Source organism: Duganella sp. 3397, from assembly GCF_031456625.1.
Taxonomy (GTDB): Bacteria; Pseudomonadota; Gammaproteobacteria; order Burkholderiales; family Burkholderiaceae_D; genus Rugamonas; species Rugamonas phyllosphaerae.
This window is the reverse complement of the sequence record NZ_JAVDVB010000005.1, coordinates 330,472-350,176: the sequence shown is the minus strand read 5'-3', so window position 1 is coordinate 350,176 and position 19,705 is coordinate 330,472. Positions and strand designations below refer to the sequence as shown.

The 19,705-nt window shown below is 66.3% G+C and carries 15 protein-coding genes; 8 read left to right on the top strand and 7 right to left on the bottom strand.

The window, feature by feature from the left end; genetic code table 11:
* Positions 1-56 precede the first annotated feature (56 nt).
* The 4 genes from J2X54_RS18055 to acnA all read right to left on the bottom strand — a co-directional run bounded on the left by J2X54_RS18055 (position 57) and on the right by acnA (position 4,866).
* Complete coding sequence (locus J2X54_RS18055) at positions 57-437, bottom strand: DUF2946 domain-containing protein (protein ID WP_310182421.1); 381 nt, start codon at positions 435-437, stop codon at positions 57-59.
* A gap of 80 nt (positions 438-517) precedes the next feature.
* Positions 518-1,267, bottom strand: a complete 750-nt coding sequence (locus tag J2X54_RS18050; RefSeq protein WP_310182420.1) for a transporter substrate-binding domain-containing protein — start codon at positions 1,265-1,267, stop codon at positions 518-520.
* A gap of 22 nt (positions 1,268-1,289) precedes the next feature.
* Positions 1,290-2,195, bottom strand: coding sequence for a GntR family transcriptional regulator (locus J2X54_RS18045; RefSeq protein WP_070246339.1), 906 nt, complete (start codon positions 2,193-2,195; stop codon positions 1,290-1,292).
* Positions 2,196-2,229: 34 nt separating this feature from the next.
* Positions 2,230-4,866: an aconitate hydratase AcnA gene (gene acnA / locus J2X54_RS18040; protein WP_310182905.1), complete on the bottom strand. Its 2,637-nt coding sequence runs from the start codon at positions 4,864-4,866 to the stop codon at positions 2,230-2,232.
* Positions 4,867-5,047: 181 nt separating this feature from the next.
* Here acnA and J2X54_RS18035 point away from each other — a divergent pair, with 181 nt between their 5' ends.
* Entirely contained in the window at positions 5,048-6,253 is a 1,206-nt protein-coding gene (locus tag J2X54_RS18035) for a putative zinc-binding peptidase (RefSeq protein WP_310182418.1), read from the top strand.
* Here J2X54_RS18035 and J2X54_RS18030 read toward each other — a convergent pair.
* Positions 6,180-6,974 (bottom strand): transglutaminase family protein, encoded by a 795-nt coding sequence (locus J2X54_RS18030; protein ID WP_310182416.1) that lies wholly within the window; start codon positions 6,972-6,974, stop codon positions 6,180-6,182. The two genes, J2X54_RS18035 and J2X54_RS18030, sit on opposite strands and share 74 nt — an antisense overlap.
* A 211-nt stretch (positions 6,975-7,185) precedes the next feature.
* On the opposite strand from J2X54_RS18030, the gene J2X54_RS18025 reads away from it, so the two are divergent.
* From J2X54_RS18025 to J2X54_RS18015, 3 genes are read left to right on the top strand one after another with little or no spacing between them, the layout of a single operon-like run.
* Positions 7,186-10,530 (top strand): transglutaminase family protein, encoded by a 3,345-nt coding sequence (locus J2X54_RS18025; protein WP_310182415.1) that lies wholly within the window; start codon positions 7,186-7,188, stop codon positions 10,528-10,530.
* 41 nt (positions 10,531-10,571) lie between these two features.
* The gene (locus tag J2X54_RS18020) at positions 10,572-13,160 is read left to right on the top strand and encodes a circularly permuted type 2 ATP-grasp protein (RefSeq protein ID WP_310182414.1); all 2,589 of its coding nucleotides are present in this window, start codon (positions 10,572-10,574) and stop codon (positions 13,158-13,160) included.
* Entirely contained in the window at positions 13,157-14,095 is a 939-nt protein-coding gene (locus tag J2X54_RS18015) for a transglutaminase family protein (RefSeq protein ID WP_310182413.1), read from the top strand. The genes J2X54_RS18020 and J2X54_RS18015 overlap by 4 nt, the downstream gene beginning before the upstream one ends.
* A gap of 40 nt (positions 14,096-14,135) precedes the next feature.
* On the opposite strand, the gene J2X54_RS18010 is transcribed toward J2X54_RS18015, so the two are convergent.
* Positions 14,136-14,882 carry an SDR family oxidoreductase gene (locus tag J2X54_RS18010; RefSeq protein ID WP_310182412.1) on the bottom strand — a complete coding sequence of 249 codons (747 nt, stop codon included), beginning with the start codon at positions 14,880-14,882 and terminating at the stop codon, positions 14,136-14,138.
* A 123-nt stretch (positions 14,883-15,005) separates the two neighbouring features.
* Here J2X54_RS18010 and J2X54_RS18005 point away from each other — a divergent pair, with 123 nt between their 5' ends.
* From J2X54_RS18005 to J2X54_RS17990, 4 genes are all read left to right on the top strand, one after another.
* Positions 15,006-15,884 carry a LysR family transcriptional regulator gene (locus J2X54_RS18005; protein ID WP_310182411.1) on the top strand — a complete coding sequence of 293 codons (879 nt, stop codon included), beginning with the start codon at positions 15,006-15,008 and terminating at the stop codon, positions 15,882-15,884.
* Positions 15,885-16,122: 238 nt separating this feature from the next.
* Positions 16,123-17,208, top strand: coding sequence for a catalase family protein (locus tag J2X54_RS18000; RefSeq protein WP_310182409.1), 1,086 nt, complete (start codon positions 16,123-16,125; stop codon positions 17,206-17,208).
* 19 nt (positions 17,209-17,227) lie between these two features.
* Positions 17,228-17,941, top strand: a complete 714-nt coding sequence (locus J2X54_RS17995; RefSeq protein ID WP_310182407.1) for a hypothetical protein — start codon at positions 17,228-17,230, stop codon at positions 17,939-17,941.
* Positions 17,941-19,311 carry a Dyp-type peroxidase gene (locus J2X54_RS17990; RefSeq protein ID WP_310182404.1) on the top strand — a complete coding sequence of 457 codons (1,371 nt, stop codon included), beginning with the start codon at positions 17,941-17,943 and terminating at the stop codon, positions 19,309-19,311. The genes J2X54_RS17995 and J2X54_RS17990 overlap by 1 nt, the downstream gene beginning before the upstream one ends.
* A 13-nt stretch (positions 19,312-19,324) precedes the next feature.
* On the opposite strand, the gene J2X54_RS17985 is transcribed toward J2X54_RS17990, so the two are convergent.
* Positions 19,325-19,699 (bottom strand): hypothetical protein, encoded by a 375-nt coding sequence (locus tag J2X54_RS17985; RefSeq protein ID WP_070246315.1) that lies wholly within the window; start codon positions 19,697-19,699, stop codon positions 19,325-19,327.
* Positions 19,700-19,705 lie beyond the last annotated feature (6 nt).

Genomic DNA, 19,705 nt, shown 5'->3' with positions numbered 1-19,705 from the left:
CCAGCTGGCGCAGCGGGTCACGACCGGCGGCAGGCTGGAACTAAACGTGCTCGATATCAGACAGCGGGAGGACCACGCGGGTTCGCGATCACCCACGAATACAGCGGTGTCGGTGCATGGTAGAACAGCGCAGGCCGTTCGGAGAGGATAGCAAACTGCGGCGCCAGTGGCGGTGACGGCGGCAGCACCGGCACGTCGAAGTGGACGCGGCAATACGGGCAGTCGTTCATGCTGCCGCTTCGCTTGTCGGAAGGGTCCGGGCTATCGGGCGCCCTGACGTAACGGGTACCCATGGCCGAGCAGATCTCCAGCCACGCGGCGCCGGCGGTCCGTTCCGGCGCGAATGCGCGCGACAACGTCGGCATCAACGCTGTCACCAGCATGGCGGCGCAGAGCAGCCATGCGAGGTAACGTCGGCGTTGTGGGGACTTGTACATCTGCCTATTTTACCGCAGTGGTCATGCAGCGCGGCAGGCTGCAGCAGGACATTTTGTCGCAGCCCCTGCCCTGCCCTTGCTCAGGCGGGCGGCGCCACCGAAGCGCCTTGAACGCCATGGCGCGCCAGCGCGGCATCGACCAGGCCGCGCGCCTTGGCCGCTTCGACGAAAGCGTGTAGCACCTGCGCCGCTTCGTCCCCGCGCGCCTTGGCGATACCCATCGCCTGCTGGATCACCATGAAGCGCTCACCGAGCAGGCGCAGGCCGCCCAGCCGGTCGGCGTCGAGTTGTAGTTGCTGGCGCACGCCGGCGGCAACGTCGGCCTGCTCCGCCAGGAACACGTCCACCACCGCCGGCGACGACGGCGCGCGCACGATGGTGGCGTGTTGCAGCTCGCGCGTGAGATACAGGTCGTAGGCGCTGCCCTTGCCCACCACCACGCGCAGCGCCGGGTCGTCCACCTGCTCATTATGCGTGAGCGGTGAATCGTCCTTCACCAGGTAGCAGCCTTCGATCAGCACGTACGGCGCGGTAAAGGCGATGTCGGCGCCGCGCACCGGGTCGATGGCGAAGAAGCCCACGTCGGCTTGTCCGCTTTCGACCGCCGCCACCGATTTGCCGGCGGTATCGAACACCACAAGTTCCAGAGGCAGTTCCAGCAGCGCGGCCAGCTCGCGCGCCAGGTCCACCGACACGCCGCCAGGCGTGACGCCGTCGCCGGGGTTGGCCAGGATGGGGTTACCGAGGTTGATGGAGGCGCGCAGGGTGCCGGTGGGCGCAAAGGCGGCGCGGATGGCGGGGTTGATGGCGATGGTGCCGGTGTCGGTCATGGTAAGCCTCGTCGAGTGAAGGTCAGGTTGGCGGTTGCAGTATGTGGTCGATGCTTGAAAGGGCTGCGATGGTGTGCTGCAGATGCTGGCGCAAAAATTCGGCGGCGTCGTCGTTGCGTTCGCGCTCGAGCAGGTCGAGCACGTGCAGGTGTTGTTTGCAATGTTCGGCATACCGCGCGCGGCTCTGCATCGAACGGTAGGACAGCAGGCGCCGCACCCGGTTGACGCGGCGGATGGTGTCGATGAAGAAGCGGTTGCCGGACGCCTCGACCAGGCTCTCGTGGTAGCGCACGCCGCGATCGTGCAACTGGTCGGCGCTGGCAGTCGCAATGCCGCCAGCCAGCAACTGCTGCTCGACCGCGCGGCACTGGGCAATCACTGCCGGCGCCAGGTGGTACGCCGGTTCGAGCAACGCGGCCGGTTCCAGCGCCAGGCGCAGGCGGTACGATTGCAGCAGGCTGTCCGGCGTGGTCAGCATGCTCGAAAATTCCCAGCCGTAGCCGGGCTTGCGCTCGGCCCAGCCCTCGCCGGCGATGCGGCCCAGTACTGCGTTCAACTGCGCCGAGGTCAGGCCGTAGCGGGTCTTGATCAGCTGCTCCGAAAACGCCAGCGGCAGTTCGCCGCGCAGCAGGTCGTCGGCGATGCGGAAGTACACGCTGGTGACCACGTCGGTCTCCTCCAGGCCCAGGCCGCGCACGATGTCGGCCAGCGGCTCGGCCAGCGGCCTGGCAGTGAAAAAGCCCCGGTGGCGCTCGCGCGTGAGCAGTCCTTTTTCGTGCAGCAGCGCCAGCGCCTCGCCCACCGGCTGGCGCGACACGCGCAGGCGGTCAGCCAGCATCTGCGCCGGCAAATGGGTGCCGGCCGGCCAGCCCTGCGCCTGGATCAGCGCCACGATCTGGCGCGCTATCGTGTTGTCGGTGCTTTTCATCGTGCGGTCCAGTTATCGGCTAACAGCAAGGCTATCAGAGTTGCCTGCCCTGCTGCGCCGCGATGGTCTGTTGAAGGATGAACGGTATCACACCGCCGTGGCGCAGCAGCGTGGTTTCCAGCGCGGTTTCGACGGCGGCGGTGCAGGTCATCTGCTCCAACGCGCCGTCCGCGCGCACGATGCGCACGGTAACCGGGCCACGCGGCGCGATCAGCTCGGGCCGCGCATCGATCTCGATGCGGTCGCCCGGGGCCAGCGCCAGGGTGGCCGGATTGACGCCGGCGGGCAGGCGCAGCGGCAGGATGCCCATGCCGACCAGGTTGGAACGGTGGATGCGCTCGAAGCTTGCCGCCAGCACGCAGCGGATACCCAGCAGGCGCTGGCCCTTGGCGGCCCAGTCGCGCGACGAGCCGGTGCCATAGCGCTCCCCCGCCACCAGCACGACCGGCTGCCCGGCATCACGATAACGCTGCGCCACCTCGAAGATCGGCGCGACCGCGCCGGTCGGTATGTGCAACGTATGGGCCACCGGCAGGCCGGGCGCCAGCAGGTTGCGCAAGGTCTTGCTGTAGAAGGCGGCGCGCAGCATCACTTCCCAGTTACCCCGGCGCGAAGCGAACACATTGAGGTCGTGGCGGTCGTCGCCGCGCGCGACCAGGAAATCGGCGACGAAGCTGTCGGCCGGAATCGCGCTGGCCGGCGAGATGTGGTCGGTGGTGATGTCGTCGCCCAGCACCAGCAGCGGATAGGCACTGTTGTGTCCCAGCTGGCTGCCCTCGTCCAGCGAGGCAAATGGCGGGCGGCGCAGCGCAGTGGACGCCGGGTCCCACGGGAAGCGCGCGCTGGCGGGTACCTCCAGCGCGTGCCACAGCGGATTGCGCGATGCCAGCGCAAACGCGCGCGGATAGTCGCCGGGCTGCGTGCCCGCCTGCAGCGCCTGCGCCACCTCGCCGGGGGTGGGCCACAGCTCGCGCAAATAGACCGGCGTGGCGGCGGAGCCGTAGCCGACCGGGTCGCAGCTCAAGTCCATCTCGGCGTTGCCGGCCAGCGCAAAGGCGATTACCAGCGGCGGCGACATCAAGAAACCCAGGTCCAGGTCCGGATGCACGCGCCCTGGGAAATTGCGGTTCCCCGACAGCACGGCGACCGGGTGGATCTCGCCAGCCGCAAGCGCCTGGCGGACCGGTTCCGTCAGCGGGCCGGAATTGCCGATGCAGGTGGTGCAGCCGAAACCGACGATATCGAAGCCCACGGCCGCCAGGTCATCGAGCAGGCCCGCGCGCGCCAGGTAGGCGCCGGCAGCCGGCGAACCGGGACCGAGCGAAGTCTTGGTCCACGCCGGCACCGTCAAGCCGAAGGCGCGCGCCTTGCGCGCCAGCAGGCCGGCGGCGATCAGCAGCGCCGGATCGGACGTGTTGGTGCAGCTGGTGATGGCGGCAATCGCGACCGGGTGGCGCGGCATCTCGGCATGCGCGCGGGTCGGCGTGAAATCGAGTGCCGCCAGTGCGGCGGCGGTGCAGGAGTATGGCAACAGGTCCTGCGGGCGGCGCGGGCCGGCCACGTGCATGCCAATCGCGTCCAGCGCGATGTCGATGGTGCGCGTGTAACGCGGCGCGGCGTGCGGCTGATACCACAGGCCCACCCTTTTTGCATAGGCCTCCACCAGCGCTGCCGCTGCCGGCGTCCGGCCGGTCTCGCACAGGTAGGCCAGCGTGCGCTCGTCGATGGGAAAGTAGCCGCTCGTGGCGCCGTATTCAGGCGCCATATTGGCCACCACCGCGCGTTCGCCGGCCCTGAGCGTGGCCACGCCCGTGCCGTAAAATTCGACGAACTCTCCGGAGACGCCAACCGCGCGCAGGCGCTGCGTGACCGTCAGCGCGAGGTCGGTGGCGGTGACGCCGGCAGGCAGGCAGCCAGTGAGGCGCACCCCGATCACGTCGGGCACGCGCAGCATGGTGGGCATGCCGAACATCACGGTCTGCGCTTCCAGTCCGCCCACGCCCCACCCCAGCACGCCAATGCCGTTGATCATCGGCGTATGGCTGTCGGTGCCGACCAGGGTGTCGGGCACGGCCCACAGCACGCCGTTGCGCTCTTCCGCGTGCGCCACGGTGGCCAGCTGTTCGAGGTTCAGCGTGTGCATGATGCCGGTGCCTGGCGGGTGGATGCGCACGCCGCGCATCACCTGCGCGGCCCAGCGCAGGAAGCGGTAGCGCTCCTGGTTGCGGTGCATTTCCAGCGCCAGGTTGCGCTCGGCTGCGTCGCGGCGCGCAAAAAACTCCACTGCCAGCGAATGGTCCACCGACACGTCCACCGGTAATCCCGGATTGAGCAGCGCCGGATCATGACCCGCTTCGGCCAGGGCGTCGCGCATGGCGGCGATATCGACCAGCGCCGGCGTGCTGGTGGTGTCGTGCATCAGCACGCGGCCCGGCTGGAAGGCGATTTCCGCTTCGCTGGTGCCGGTAGCGAGCCATCGCTTTATCGCCGCCACGCCGGCGTCACGCTCGCTACCTGCGGTATTGCGCACCAGGTTTTCCAGCAGCAGGCGCAGCACCACCGGCAAGCGGTGCAGGTCGTCGCCCAGCAAGGCCGGCAGATCGACTACCTGGTAGTGCAGGCCAGCGTGATCGAGCGTGGCCACGTCGGACGGAACGGTGAAATTTTTCATCATTCATGATTGCATAATTACACTTATAAATGCAATCAATAATGCAGCCAATAAATGCGTGCGCTACCCCCCCGCACGATTGCGAGGCATAGTCTTACACGAGCGTTGCAAACCTGAATTTACTGTTAGATTGTGAAACTACAACATCTCCACTTCCACAACTTCTGACAACCGGTGCCAAATGAAAACGTTCCACTGTGACAAGTGCTCCCAGCAAGTGTTTTTTGAAAATACCCACTGCTCGAACTGCGACAGCATGCTCGGCTTCCAGCCTGCAATGCGCACCATCAATGCCTACGAACCGGCCGATAACGGCCTGTGGCGCAGCCTGAACAAAAAGGATGCCGGCAAGCTGTACAAGCAATGCGGTAACTACGTGGAACACAATGTGTGCAACTGGATGATCCCGGCCAAGGACGAGCATGAACTGTGCGAGTCTTGCCAGCTGACGGTGGTGATCCCGACGCTGTCGTCGGAAAAGAACCACATTCTCTGGTCGCGCCTGGAAACCGCCAAGCGCCGCCTGCTGTTTTCGCTGTCGGCGCTGAACCTCACGCCCAACTCGAAAGAAGATGACCCGGAAGCCGGCCTGGCATTCCAGTTCCTCGAAGACGGCGACACGCCCGACGAATGCGTGATGACCGGCCACGACGACGGCCTGATTACGCTCAACATCGCCGAAGCCGATCCGGCTGAGCGCGAACGCACGCGCGAGCAGATGCACGAGCGCTACCGCACGCTGCTCGGCCATTTCCGCCACGAGAGCGGCCATTATTATTTCGACCGGCTGGTGGTCGATACCGCGTGGCAGGACAGCTTCCGCACCCTGTTCGGCGACGAACGCGCCGATTACAGCGAAGCGCTGCAGCGCCATTACAAGGACGGCCCGGTGGCCGACTGGGAACAGCGTTTCGTCAGCAGCTACGCCAGTTCCCACCCGTGGGAAGACTGGGCCGAAACCTGGGCCCACTACCTGCACATGATCGACACGCTGGAAACCGCGCACGCGTGCGGCCTGTCGCTCAAGCCCGCCAAGGCCGACGAGCCGTCACTCGATGGCGTGACCCTGCCCACCACCCGGGTAGAAACGTTCGACGACACCATCTCCGACTGGTTCGCCCTGACCTATGTGCTCAACAGCCTCAATCGCAGCATCGGCATGCCGGATTCGTACCCGTTCAAGCTCAGCACCCCGGTGCTGGAAAAACTGACCTTCGTGCACAAGGTGGTGGCCTCGTACAAGAAGACCGGCATCAAGAATTTGCCGAAGCCTGCAAAAAAGCCCACGCCTGAGCCCGCAAGCAATCTCGACACTAAGCCGGCGGCGCCAGCAGCTCCACCGCCACCTGCATCAGCACCGGCGGCGACGCCGGTCCAAACTGGTTGAAGATCGCCACGTCGGCGGCGTCGTGTCCGTAAGCGAGCGTGACGCGGCCGCCGCGCGCGTTGGGCTGGGTGGGATCGAAGGTGTACCAGCGCCCGCCCACCCAGGCTTCGAACCACGCATGCTGGTCCATCGGCACCAGACCGTGCAGATATCCCACCACCATCCGCGCCGGGATGCACAGGCTGCGGCACAGGGCGATACCCAGGTGCGCCAGGTCGCGGCACACGCCTTCGCGGCGCAGGTTGACTTCGGTGGCGGTCATCTGGCCGTACACGGTGGCCGGATCGAACCGCACCTCGCGCCGGATCCAGTCGCAGAGTGCGGCCGCCTGGTCGTAGCCGGGCGCTACGCCGGCGACGATTTCCGCCGCCATGGTGGTGAACTGCTCGGACTCGCAATAGCGGCTCGACAGCAGAAAGGTCAGCACGCCGTCGGGCAAGTCCTGCACTGCGTCGAACGGCGCGCCGGGCGCCACGTCGATCTCGTCGGCAGTCATCACGTCGGCAGTGGTCTCGATGGAAAATTCACCGGCGGGCGCCACCAGGCGCTGGCACAGGTTGCCATACATATCGGTAAATTCCACGACAGGAACACTGGGTGTGAGCGTATAGGACTCGCGCGCCACCCATTGCTGGGCGCCGCTGCGCGCCCGCAACATCAAGATGAACGGCGTGGGAGCGTCGAGGGTGAAGCCGAGGGTGCAGGCAGTGCGCAGCCACATGGGGAATCGCTTTCAAGTTCGGGATGGTCTGCACCATAATGGCGCACCGCGCTGGGAAATTGACCACAACGCATCTTATCATCGACACTATCATCAAGAAACGTGCCTGCGGTGCGCGGCGTGTTACGCTGGGATATCAGGTATGAATCATGCTTAAACAAGCTCATCGCGATGACTCAAGGTCGCGCCCAACATCGAAAAGGCATTCCGCATGGCTATCCGTATCGCGCTGCACCACAAGACCAGTTACCGTTATGACCGCCTGGTCAACCTGTCGCCGCACGAAGTACGCCTGCGCCCGGCTCCCCATGCGCGCACGCCGATCCTGTCGTACTCACTGACGGTGCAGCCCGAAGACCATTTCATCAACTGGCAGCAAGACCCTTACGGCAACTACATCGGCCGTTTCGTGTTCCAGGAAAAAACCGACGTGCTCGACTTCACGGTGGACCTGGTGGCCGACATGACGGTGATTAACCCGTTCGACTTCTTCGTTGAGAAATACGCCGAGAAATTCCCGTTCGCGTATCCCGAACAGCTGACTGCCGAACTCAGCCCCTATCTGCGCACCGAAGCGGCCGGTCCGCTGGTGAAAGAATGGGTGGAGTCGGCCCGCACCGCCCTGCTGGCCGAACCGATCCTCACCAACGACTTCCTCGTCGCCATCAACCAGCGCCTGCAGCTCGATATCGCCTACCTGCTGCGCATGGAGCCGGGCGTGCAGGCGCCCGAAGAAACGCTGGAAAAGCGTTCCGGCTCGTGCCGCGATACCGGCTGGTTGCTGGTGCAGATCTTGCGCGAGCTGGGCCTGGCCGCGCGTTTCGTTTCCGGCTATTTGATTCAACTGCGCGCCGACCAGGAGGCGCTCGACGGCCCCAGCGGCGCGGCCGAAGATTTTACCGACCTGCACGCGTGGACCGAGGTGTACATCCCCGGCGCCGGCTGGATCGGCCTCGACCCCACGTCCGGCATGCTGGCCAGCGAAGGCCATATTCCGCTGGCCTGCACGGCGATGCCGTCGTCGGCCGCGCCGGTGAGCGGCTATACCGACCAGGCCGAGGTGACGTTCTTCCACGAGATGACGGTCACCCGCATCCACGAAGACCCGCGCGTGACCAAACCGTATTCGGAAGCGGACTGGCACAAGATCGACCAGCTGGGCCAGCAAGTCGATGCTGACCTCAAGCGCCAGGACGTGCGCCTGACCCAGGGCGGCGAGCCGACTTTTGTCTCGATCGACGACATGGACGGCGCCGAATGGAACACGCTGGCCCACGGCGACAAGAAGCGCGAATTGGCCGGCAACCTGATGCACCGCCTGAAAAACCATTTCGCGCCGGGCGGCATGCTGCACTACGGCCAGGGCAAATGGTACCCGGGCGAGCCGCTGCCGCGCTGGGCCCTGAATATTTTCTGGCGCGTCGATGGCCAGCCGATGTGGTACGACGCGTCGCTGTTCTCCGACGATCACGTCAACGATGGCTATGGCAGCGACGAAGCGGCCAGCTTCATCGCCGAACTGGCCAAGAACTTGCGTCTGCCCGCCAACAGCCCGATTGCCGCCTACGAAGACGTGCTGCTGCAAGCCCAGCGCGAACAGGCGCTGCCGCGCAATATCGATCCTCTGCAGGCCGACCTGAAGTCGCCGGAAGAACGGCGCCGCCTGGCGCGCCTGCTCGAGCGCGGCCTGGGCCAGGTGGCCGGCTACGTGCTGCCTTTGAAGGCTGCCGACTACGATCCGTCGGTCATGTTGGGCACCAACTGGCGCACCTCGGCCTGGCCGCTGCGCCGCGAACACCTGTACCTGCTCGAAGGCGATTCGCCGATGGGCCTGCGCCTGCCGCTGGCCACGCTGCCGTGGGTCCTGCCGGAAGAGCGAGAAGCCGACCTGGAATTCGACGTCGATCCGTTTTCGCCGCGCGGCGCACTGCCGGTCGCAAAAAAAGACAAGCGCCCAGTGCTGGGCCTGGCAGCCGGCAAATCAGCCGATCAAGCCAAGGTGCGCACGCCGCAAGACCCCGCCGCCCGCGACGTGATCCACACCGCGCTGTGCGTGGAAGTGCGCGGCGGCCGCCTGCACGTGTTCATGCCGCCGCTCAAACGCGTCGAGGACTACCTGGCGCTGGTGTCGGCGGTGGAAAATACCGCCGCCAAATTGAAGCTCAAGCTGCGCCTCGAAGGCTACGCGCCACCGCGCGACCCGCGCATCAAGCTGCTCAGCGTGACGCCCGATCCCGGCGTAATCGAAGTGAACATCCACCCGGCAGCGAGCTGGAATGAGCTGGTCTATAACATGTCCACGCTGTACCAGGAAGCGCGCTTAACGCGCCTGGGCACCGAAAAATTCATGCTCGACGGCCGCCACACCGGCACTGGCGGCGGCAACCACGCCACGCTCGGCGGCGCCACCGCCGAAGACAGCCCGATGCTGCGCCGCCCCGACCTGCTCAAAAGCCTGATTACGTACTGGCAGGTGCACCCGGCCTTGTCGTACCTGTTCTCGGGCACCTTCATCGGACCGACCAGCCAGGCGCCGCGCGTCGATGAAGCACGCGACGACAACCTGTACGAGCTGGCGATTGCCTTCCAGCAGATGGACCAGGTGCTGCCGACCATGCACGACGGCGACAAGCCGTGGATGGTCGACCGCCTGCTGCGCAACATGCTGGTCGATTTGACCGGCAATACGCACCGCTCGGAATTTTCGATCGATAAGCTATATTCGCCGGACGGCCCCACCGGCCGCCTGGGCCTGGTGGAATTCCGCGCCTTCGAAATGCCGCCGCACGAGCGTATGAGCTTGCTGCAAATGTTGCTGCTGCGCGCGCTGGTGGCGCGCTTCTGGCGCCAGCCGTTCCAGGCCAAGCTGGTCCACTGGGGCACGGCGCTGCACGACCGCTGGATGCTGCCGCACTTCGTGGCGCAGGATATCCGCGACGTCGCGCGCGACCTGCGCGCCTCCGGCTACGAGTTCGAGGAACACTGGTTCGAGCCGTTCATCGAGTTCCGCTTCCCGCGCTTCGGCACCGTGGTCTATGAAGGCGTGGAAATGGAACTGCGCCAGGCCATCGAGCCATGGAATGTGCTGGGCGAGGAAGTCTCCGCCGGCGGCACCGCGCGCTATGTCGATTCGTCGGTGGAGCGCATGCAGCTGCTGGTGCGCGGCCTCACGGACGGGCGCCACATCGTCGCCTGCAACGGTCGCATGCTGCCGCTGCATCCGACCGGCGTGCCCGGCGAATACGTGGCTGGCGTACGTTTCCGCGCGTGGAGCCCATGGTCGGCGCTGCACCCGAGCATCCGCGTGCAGGCGCCGCTCACGTTCGACCTGGTCGATACCTGGAGCGGGCGCGCGATTGGCGGCTGCACCTACCACGTGGTGCATCCGGGCGGACGCAGCGAGGCCGGTTCGCCGGTCAACGCCAACGCCGCGGAGGCGCGCCGGTTTGCGCGCTTCTGGCCGCACGGTCACACACCGGGCCCGATGACTGTGATGAAAGAGGCACACAATCCGAGCTTCCCGATGACCCTGGACTTGCGTTGGCAGCCGTATTGACCTATTGTTTCGTTCCAGCAATCGTTCCATAGTCTCGCGCCATGCCATCTCCCCTTCTCGCCCATTACCTGGCCGCGCCCGACAGCTTCGATGAAATGCTGGACGCGGCCAGGGTGCCGCGTGCGCACTGGCGCGCCATGCTCGACAACCTGGGCCTCGAAGCGCCGGGCATGATGCGTCAGCGTAACGAGATGGTGCAGCGCCAGGTGCGCGAAAACGGCGTCACCTACAACGTGCCGGCCGACCGCGATGGCCGCCAGCGGCCGTGGGACCTGAACGCGCTGCCGCTGATCCTGCCGCCCGACGACTGGGCCGTGATCGAGGCGGCGGTGATCCAGCGCGCCACCTTGCTCAACAAGATCCTCGGCGACGTCTATGGCGAGCAGCAGATGCTGCGCGAAGGGCTGCTGCCGCCGGCGCTGATCCACGGCCACGCGGGCTTTTTGCGCCCCTGCCACGATATCGGCCACCTCGAAGACGTCGCCCTGCACTTTTACGCGGTGGACCTGGCGCGCGCAGCCGATGGCCGCTGGTGGGTGGTTGCCGACCGCACGCAGGCGCCGTCGGGCGCCGGCTATGCGCTGGAAAACCGCGCCATCATTTCCCCCACCTTCCCCGACCTGCTGCGCGAATTGAAGGTGCAGCCGCTGTCGCAATTCTTCCGCACCATGCACGACAGCCTGGTGCACTGGGGCCGGCTGTGCGCGGCCAGCGGCGACAAGCCGGCGCCGCTGCGCGAAGGCGACGTGCCGCTGATCGTGCTGCTCACGGCCGGTCCGCGCACCGCCAGCTATTACGAACAGGCTTACCTGGCGCGCTATCTCGGGCTGGCGCTGGTGGAAGGCGGCGACCTGACGGTGCGCGACGGTGTGGTCTATTTAAAAACCCTGGCCGGGCTGCATCGGGTGCACGTGATCCTGCGCCGGGTGGACGACGAAGCGTGCGACCCGCTGGAACTCGACAGCTCGATGCTGGGCGTGGCCGGCCTGACGCAAGCGGCCCGGCGCGGCAACGTGGTGGTGGCCAACAGCCTCGGTTCCAGCCTGCTGGAATCGGGCGCCCTGCTCGGCTTCCTGCCGGCGCTGTCGCGCCGCCTGCTGGGCGAGCCGTTGAAAATGCCGTCGGTGGCGACCTGGTGGTGCGGCGAGCCGGCCGCACTGGAAGCGGTGATCGAAAAGCTCGACCGCCTGGTGATCAAGCCCAGTTTTGCCCAGCGTCCGCAATCGGCGGTGTTCGGCCGGGACCTCGATGGCACCGCGCGCGAGGCGTTTATCGCCGGCCTGCGCGCCGACCCGAACAATTTCATCGCCCAGGAAGTGGTGCGCCTGTCGCAGGCGCCGGTATGGAAAGGCGGCATTACCTCCGGCCTGCAGGCGCGCGCCGTGGGCCTGCGCGTGTTTGCCTGCGCCACGCCGAACGGCTACGTGGTCATGCCGGGCGGCCTGACGCGGGTGGCCACCGGCCACGATGCGCGCGTGCTGACCATGCACATGGGCGGCGCCAGCAAGGACACCTGGGTGCAGGCGCGCACGCGGGTGGACGTGCAACGGCCGCAGCACCGCAGCATCACCAGCGACAACCTGGTGCGCGAAGACACCAACCTGTCGAGCCGGGTGGCGGAAAACCTGCTCTGGTACGGCCGCCACGCCGAGCGCTGCGACAATATCGGCCGCCTGCTGCGGGTGGCGCTGCACTTCCTGTTCAACGTCCGCTTCGACCAGCGCGGCGCCGAGTGGGCCACGGTGGAAGCGCTGTGCATCCATTTCCAGCTGCTCGACGCGGCCAAAAAACCGGCGCCAGTTCCCGCGCAGACGCAGTCGCAAACTTTAGGCGGCATGACGCAGACGCAAACGAGTGCGGCGCCAGCCACCATCTTCAGCGACGCCGAAATCGAATCGGCGCTGCTGCTGGCGGTGGTGTCGCCCGACGTACCCGGACTGGCGCGCCAGCAGCGCCAGTTGCACCGCGTGGCCGGCCAGCTGCACGAACGGTTTTCGGTCGATAACTGGCGCGCCCTGAACCGCATGGTGCAGCCGGCCGTGCATCCGGGCGAACGGCCGTCGCAGTCGGCCGCGATGACCATCCTCGACGACGCCGCCGCCTCCCTGATGATGCTGGCCGGCTTTGCGCTCGACGGCATGACGCGCGACCTCGGTTGGCGCTTCATGTCGATCGGCCGCCGCCTGGAGCGGCTGCAGTTCCAGTGCGAAGTGCTGCAACGCGCGCTGGCGATGGACCATAACGGCAACCTTGACTGGTTGCTCGAACTGTCCGACAGCATCATCACCTACCGCGCCCGCTACCGCGCCCAGCCCGAATGGCTGCCGGTGCTGGACCTGCTGCTGTGCGACGAGAGCAACCCGCGCTCGGTGCTGTTCCAGATCGACGGCATTCTCGGCACGCTGCGCCGCATCAAGCAGACCCACGGCGACTGCGGCGCCGAACTGCTGCTGCCGCTGCGCGACGAACTCGGTGCGCTCACGCCATGCACCGACCTGGCCCACGGCAACGACATGCTGGGCGCGCTGCTCAACCGGATCCAGCTTGCCAGCGCGGCGCTGTCCGAGCATCTGAGCGTACAGTTCTTCAGCTATACCGACAATGGACAGCAGCGGAAGCGCACATCATGAAGGTTCCTATGATCGAGTGGCCGATCGGCGCAGTGGCCTGCGCCCGTTACCGCGTGGTCCACGAGACCCGCTACCAGTACCAAAGCACGGTCACGCTGTCGCAGCAGTACCTGCACATGACACCGCGCCCGTTCGCCTGGCAGCACACCGAGTCGCACCTGGTCTGGCTCGACCCGGTGGTATCAGAAGGCCGCGACGGCGTCGATTACTTCGGCAACAACGTGCGCCACGTGGCGCTCACGGTGCCGCACGACAGCCTGCTGGTGCACGCCGAATCGACCGTGCTGCTGCGCGCGCGCCCTACCCTGGCGAGGATCACCGCCACGCTGCCGTGGGAGAGCGTGCGCGATATGATGGGCAAGGAAAAAAGCGCGGCCACGCTGGAGGCGTGCCGCTACCTGTATGCGTCGCCGCACGTGCACTGGTTCCCGGAACTGGAAGCGTACGCGCGCCTGAGCTTCACGCCGGGCCGGCCCCAGCTCGACGCGGCGCTCGACCTGACCCGGCGCATTTTTGAAGACTTTGAATTCGACAGCAAGGCCACCGAGATTTCCACGCCGCTCGAACAGGTGCTCCGTGGCCGGCGCGGCGTATGCCAGGATTTTGCCCAGCTGATGATCGGCTGCCTGCGCAGCATCGGCCTGCCGGCGCGCTACATCAGCGGCTACATCCTCACCCACCCGCCCGAGGGCAAGCCGCGCCTGGTCGGCGCCGACGCCTCGCACGCGTGGGTCTCGGTGTATTGCCCGTCGCTGGGCTGGGTCGATTTCGACCCGACCAATCGCTGCCTGGTGCAGCACGAGCACATCACCCTGGGCTGGGGACGCGACTTCAGCGACGTCACCCCGATGCGCGGCATCGTGCTCGGCGGCGGCCGCCAGGAACTCGACGTGCAGGTGACGGTGACGCCGTTGCCGGTGCTGGGCGGGGCCTGACAGCACGACATCCTGCAGCCATAGGAGCAGACTGGGGAGATTAGCTGTACTGCACCAACATCTGCAGCGCCTCATCGAACTGGCCCTTCGCTTCCGCCTCGCGGAAATAGCGCACCCGCTCCACGCACACTTCGGCGGGCGTCGGTGACGCCTGCAGCAGCGCCATCACTTCGTCGGCAAATGCATCGAGCGGCATGCTGTTGGGGTCCTGCGACTGGCCGGGCGTGAGCTCGGTCTGCACTTGCGGCGGCACGATCTCGATCACTTCCACCTTGCCGGCCAGCAGGGGCCGCAGCGCCGCCGTGTACGAGTGGATCGCCGCCTTGGTGGCGCCGTAGGTGGGCGCGGCCGGATAGGGCACGAAGGCCAGGCCGGACGAGACGTTGATGATCGCCGCGCCAGGTTGCGCGCTCAGGTGCTCGATCAGCGCATTGGTCATGCGGATCGGTCCGAGTACGTTGGTGGCCAGCATCTGCTGCGCGTCAGCGATGTCGCGGCGCGCCGTCACCTTTTCCGCGCTGTACACGCCGGCGTTGTTGACCAGGATGTTCAGTCGCGGATGCTCGGCGCACACTTGGCGCACGAACGCTTCGACTCCGGCGTCGTCCGTCACGTCGAGGACGTAGGCGGACATGCGAGCGCGGCCGGCGACGGCCTCGTCGAGCGCCTGCTGCCGGCGTCCGGTCACGATGACGTGGTTGCCGGCGTCGTGCCAGCGGTGCGCCAGTGCCTGCCCGATGCCCGAGCCGCCGCCCGTGACCAGTATCGTGTTGCCAGTGTGTTCCATGGTTTTTCTCCTGTGGTGTGCCATGCCGATGCACGCATCGGCGCCTGGCGCAATCGTAAGGCAAGGGCCGGCGCCTGCACAGCTGCTAAGATCGGAACACCGTGTCTCAAAACTGGAACGACGATGGACCTTGCCGCAATCACCGATTTCAACCTGGTCGCCAAACACGGTGGATTCGGCGCCGCCAGCCGCGCCAGCGCCATGTCCAAGGCTACCCTGTCGCGCCGCGTGCGCGAACTCGAAGAAAGCCTCGGCGTGCGCCTGATCGAGCGCGGCGTGCGGCCGCTGCAGTTGACCGAAGAAGGCGCCGCACTGTATGCGCGCACCGAGGAACCGTTCGGTGCCATTGCCGATACCGTGCAGGCGATCAAGGCCGGGCTGAAACACCCGAGCGGACGCTTGCGCATCAGTGCACCGCTGCTGTTTGTCAATATGTCATTGGGTCCGCTGGCAGCGGCGTTCGTGGCGGCCTACCCTGACGTGCTGCTCGAAGTGACCACCGACGACGGCTTTGTCGACCTGCGCGACGGCGCGATCGATGTCGTCATCCGCGCCAACCCGCGCCCCGACGACGACCTGGTTGGCCGCTGCTTTCTCACCAATCCGCTGGTCCTGGTCGCACCGCCAGGCTTGCCGCGCCCGGCCGACGATCACCAGCCTTTCCCGGCCGTGATGCGCACCGGGATGGAGGACGGCGAGACCTGGATCGTCGTCGACGCGGCAAACGGCGCCACCCGCCATTATCGTCCGCAGGCGGTGCTGCGGCTGTCCTCTCCGCTCTCGATCCGCGATGCCGTGGTCGCAGGCGCGGGCGCCGCGCTGGTGCCGGTGGCGATCGTGGCCGCCGATGTCGCGGCGGGCCGCCTGGTGCAATGGGGCGCCTCCACCCGGCCGCCGATCGAGGTCTGGGTACTGCATGCATCGCGGCGGCTGGTGAGCACCAAGGTGAGCGCGTTCGTGAACTTTATCTGCGAGTATTTCAAGCCGACGGAAAAACGCTGACAGGCCTATACCCTTTTTGTGGCGTCGCCGTTAAACAGCCGGTCCGCGACGTATGCGGGGACCTGGTTTCGTTCTAGATAGTCACCACTTGCGATAAGTCAAATGCCACACCTTGACTGCGCATCGCGCAACCGGGTCAACCGTGTCGCGCATCCCGGCAAAATAATGGTATTTTTGTAAAATAAAAAAGCACTACCGTTCTTTTTATCTCGCTTTCATTCAACATGCGGAGGTTACCGTGACACCCCTGCCCTACACTCCCGACGTCGAAGTCCCTGACCCCGACGAGCAACAACTGATCGCCAGCATCGTCGAGCAGATGGCCGCCTCGTCGCGCTGCGCCTTTGAACGTCACCGCCACGCCATCCGCGACGCCCACGCCAAGTCCAACGGCCTGCTCAAGGGCGAGTTGATCGTTCACGACAACCTGCCACCCGCCTTGCGCCAGGGCGTGTTCGCCGCTCCGCGCACCTATGCCATCGTGGCGCGGCTGTCGTCTGCGCCCAGCGACATCCACTCCGACGAAATTCCCGCTGCGCGCGGCTTCGCCTTCAAGATCATCGGCGTCGAAGGCGAGCGCCTGGTGCCCGACATCACCGGCCATAACCAGGATTTCCTGATGGTGAACTTCCCTGCTCTCGCTTTCGGCACGCTGCCCAAGTACCAGCGCATGCTGAGCCTTTTGGAAGCCAATGCCCAGGCGCCGGACACCTTCCAGCGCCTGGTGGCCGGCACTGCGCACGGCGCCAAGCAAGTGCTGGAAAGCCTGGGCGGCACGCCCGGCGCCACCCTCGACGGGCTGGCGCGCGACAACCACCATCCGCTGGGCGAGACCTACCACACGCAAGCGGCGCTGCGCTACGGCGACCATATCGCCAAGCTGTCGATTGCGCCAGCATCGAACGAGGTGCGCGCGCTGCACGGCAAGAACATCGACGACATCGGCTACGCGGGCATGCGCGAAGCAATCAGCGAATACTTCGCAACGCAAGGGGCCGAGTACACGCTGTCGGTGCAGCTGTGCGCGGACCTTGCGCGCATGCCGGTCGAAGACGCGGCCATCGCGTGGCCAGAGGAACTGTCGCCGCACCAGCCGGTGGCCACCTTGCGCTTCGCGCCGCAGTCCACCGCGCATCCGGCGCGCCAGGTGTATGGCGACGACTGCCTGTCGTTCAATCCCTGGAACGGCGTGGCCGCGCACCAGCCGCTCGGCGCCATCATGCGCGTGCGCCGGGTGGCGTACGAGCGCTCCACCGCGTTCCGCCATGCCATGAACGCGCGCCCGCGCGTGGAACCGGCCCAGGCGTCCGACATCCCCGATTAACCGACTACAGGAGCAACACATGACCGACACTACCCCAAATGCCAACACCGGCGACCCACGGCTGCAGGATGAGACAAAACTCGAGGCGATCCGCCGCCGCATCGACGCGGTTGCGCACGACGCGCCGCACCTGGCCAAGATCGCGCTGGAAGCCATGGTGCGCAAGCACAACCCCGACCTGAAGGGCACGGCCAATTCGGCCGGCCGCGCCGGCAAGCAGTCGGGCAATGTCTCGGAGCTCACCGCCATTGCCCCCCTCAAGCCGGGCGGCGCCGAGCGCCTGCGCCGCATCTTCGATCTCACCAACGGCAATATGGACGGCGCCCAGCGCGTCTCCACCCTGCACGACATGCGCTTCGTCTTCTTCGACAACGACACCCGCATCCTGTTCGCCACCACTTACGACGGCGACTGGGACAGCTACATCAACGACTTCGCCACCAAGATTCCCGAGCTGATGGACCTCCTGTTCGCCAACATCGAAGGCTGGCCCGGCATCGACAGCCCGCAAGTGAAGGACTTCATCGCCGGGCACCAGATCGATGCTGCCGGATGGTTCGTGGCCAACCCGCAGGTGACGGTGGTCGATACGCGCCGCTTCCAGCGCATGGACCGCGCCCTGACCGCCTTTCTCGACCAGATGGCCGCCAACCCGCCGCAGGACGAGGCCACGCGCCGCGCGCTCGAGGCGCTGGGGGCTGCCATCGGCCAGCCGGAAGGAGTCGATTACTGATGAGCATACTCACCAACCTCAAGACGCGTCTGACAGGCGAAAAAACCACCCTGGCCCTCGACGACATCCAGGCCCTGATCCTGCGCTCGCGCCCGGAGCCGTACGTGGGCGTGCACGCGATGCTGCATATCGACGACGCGGCCGGTGGCCGCGACCTGCTGCGCCGCATGGCCGACCACGTGCCGTCCGCGGCCGGCTGGACCGATGACCGCGATGCCTGGATGGGCCTGGCCATCAGCTTCCAGGGACTGAAGGCGCTGGGCGTGCCGCAAGCGTCGCTCGACACCTTTCCACTGCCGTTCCAGCAAGGCATGGCGCTGCGTGCGGAGCAGCTGCGCGACTTCGGCAGCAACGCGGCCGAGCATTGGGACGAGGCCTTTGCACCCGGCGCCTGCCACATCGCCCTGACGATCTACGCGCGCGACGACGCCGCGCTGGCGGTGGCGCTGGACCAGGCAATGAAAGAGCTGGACCAGTCGAGCGGCGTGACCCTCGTTGGCCGGCACGCGTTCGGCGCGGACGCCGACGCGAAAAATCCGTTCGGCTTTCGCGATTCGATCTCGCAGCCCTTCGTCGCCGGCAGCGGCGTGGAGCCGCTGCCGGGCCAGGAGCGGGCGATCGCGGCCGGGGAATTCATCCTGGGCGAGAACAGCGAAACCGGCAAACCGGTCGCCATGCCAGAACCGCCGGAACTGGGCCGCAACGGCTCGTTCGTGGTGCTGCGCAAGTACGAGAGCCAGGTGGGCGCCTTCAACGATTTCGTGCGCAGCCAGGCGCAGTCCGAGTCAGACGAAGAACTGCTGGCCGCCAAGCTGGTGGGACGCTGGCGCAGCGGTGCGCCGCTGCCGCTGGCGCCCGAGCGCGATGATCCCGAGCTGGGCGCCGACGCGCAGCGCAATAACGGTTTCGACTTTTCGCGCGACCCGCGCGGGCTGGTGTGCCCGCACGCTGCCCACATGCGCCGCCTGAATCCGCGCGACAGCCAGCTCTCCATCCTCACCGATGTGAACATCCACCGCATCATCCGGCGCTCGTCCACGTATGGGCCGAAGTGGCATCGCGAGCTGACCGCGCAGGACGACACTGGCGAGCGCGGCATCTATTTCATCTTCATCAGCGCGCGCGCCTACGACACCATCGAATTCCTGCAGCAGGAATGGATCAACCGCGGCAACTTCATCGACCTGGGCACCGAGCGCGATCCGGTGGTGGGCCTGCACGAGACGCCCGGCACATTCACCATCCCGCAGCAGCCGGTGCGCCGCCGTGTCGATGGCGTAACCACGTTCAATCGTCTGCGCGGCGGCGAGTACCTGTTCATGCCGTCGCTGGGAGCGCTGCGGTGGATTGCCGACGCCCGTTGGTCATGACAACGGGCAGCGTTTACTTGACCGCGAAACGCACACTCACGGTAGTCTTGTCCGGCAACACGATGGATGCGACCACCTTGGCGCCTGCTTCGAGCCTGATGCCATCTTTTGCGACCAGCGTGTTGGCGCCGCCGGCGGACAACGTTGCCACCGTTTTCTCGGCTCCTTTCAGCACGGTAAGCGTGCCGCTGCCACCGGCCATGGCCAGGCCCTTGCCATGGTCGTCCACGTAGATGGCGGTCTTGCCGTCCTTGTTCACCAATTCAAACGACAGGTCGCCGGCGCTCTTGACGATGCCACCGTGCCTGGCCGGGCTCTCGTGCGCCAGCGCGGTGTGGGATGCGGCCAGCGCAAGCGCCAGGGTCAGTGCGGTGATGAGTTTTTTCATGTTTTA

Bases quoted from the DNA above. Each gene is read 5' to 3' on its own strand.
- acnA (WP_310182905.1), bottom strand. From the start codon at position 4,866: ATGAAAAATTTCACCGTTCCGTCCGACGTGGCCACGCTCGATCACGCT.
- J2X54_RS17995 (WP_310182407.1), top strand. From the start codon at position 17,228: ATGACCGACACTACCCCAAATGCCAACACCGGCGACCCACGGCTGCAG.
- J2X54_RS18050 (WP_310182420.1), bottom strand. From the start codon at position 1,267: ATGACCGACACCGGCACCATCGCCATCAACCCCGCCATCCGCGCCGCC.
- J2X54_RS18020 (WP_310182414.1), top strand. From the start codon at position 10,572: ATGCCATCTCCCCTTCTCGCCCATTACCTGGCCGCGCCCGACAGCTTC.
- J2X54_RS18010 (WP_310182412.1), bottom strand. From the start codon at position 14,882: ATGGAACACACTGGCAACACGATACTGGTCACGGGCGGCGGCTCGGGC.
- J2X54_RS18015 (WP_310182413.1), top strand. From the start codon at position 13,157: ATGAAGGTTCCTATGATCGAGTGGCCGATCGGCGCAGTGGCCTGCGCC.
- J2X54_RS18045 (WP_070246339.1), bottom strand. From the start codon at position 2,195: ATGAAAAGCACCGACAACACGATAGCGCGCCAGATCGTGGCGCTGATC.
- J2X54_RS18055 (WP_310182421.1), bottom strand. From the start codon at position 437: ATGTACAAGTCCCCACAACGCCGACGTTACCTCGCATGGCTGCTCTGC.
- J2X54_RS18025 (WP_310182415.1), top strand. From the start codon at position 7,186: ATGGCTATCCGTATCGCGCTGCACCACAAGACCAGTTACCGTTATGAC.
- J2X54_RS17985 (WP_070246315.1), bottom strand. From the start codon at position 19,699: ATGAAAAAACTCATCACCGCACTGACCCTGGCGCTTGCGCTGGCCGCA.
- J2X54_RS18005 (WP_310182411.1), top strand. From the start codon at position 15,006: ATGGACCTTGCCGCAATCACCGATTTCAACCTGGTCGCCAAACACGGT.
- J2X54_RS17990 (WP_310182404.1), top strand. From the start codon at position 17,941: ATGAGCATACTCACCAACCTCAAGACGCGTCTGACAGGCGAAAAAACC.
- J2X54_RS18035 (WP_310182418.1), top strand. From the start codon at position 5,048: ATGAAAACGTTCCACTGTGACAAGTGCTCCCAGCAAGTGTTTTTTGAA.
- J2X54_RS18030 (WP_310182416.1), bottom strand. From the start codon at position 6,974: ATGTGGCTGCGCACTGCCTGCACCCTCGGCTTCACCCTCGACGCTCCC.